Below are 265 nucleotides of genomic sequence, written 5' to 3'. Positions count from 1 at the left end.
CACACCAAAGCCCGTGTGCCTGATTGGTTCTGCAACTGTTAGGTCAGGTCGAGTAATGATGTCATTTGAGACGGTTGAGGAAGGGAAGCCTGGCGGCCTCGTATTGGAGTTGTCGATCGCGAAGAAGGTGAACTTTGCATCGTCTCAGAACGGCGTTTCGGTTCTAAAGAAGTTGTTGCTGAAGAATCAATTTGAAGCGCCGCTGGAGAAGCTAACGGTCGAACTCAGCAGTCGCCCCGGATTGATACGTCCGAAGAGTTGGACC

1 protein-coding gene is annotated in these 265 nt (G+C 51.7%); it reads left to right on the top strand.

The features are described from left to right. Window positions 1-55: 55 nt before the first annotated feature. The coding region (locus JI667_RS21545) for a hypothetical protein (protein WP_206858497.1) at window positions 56-265 on the top strand (210 nt) is incomplete at its 3' end.

This window comes from Bacillus sp. NTK074B, from assembly GCF_017303375.1.
Lineage (GTDB): Bacteria > Bacillota > Bacilli > Bacillales > Bacillaceae_B > Rossellomorea.
The sequence above is the reverse complement of the archived record's forward strand: the minus strand, read 5'-3'. Positions and strand labels throughout refer to the sequence as shown.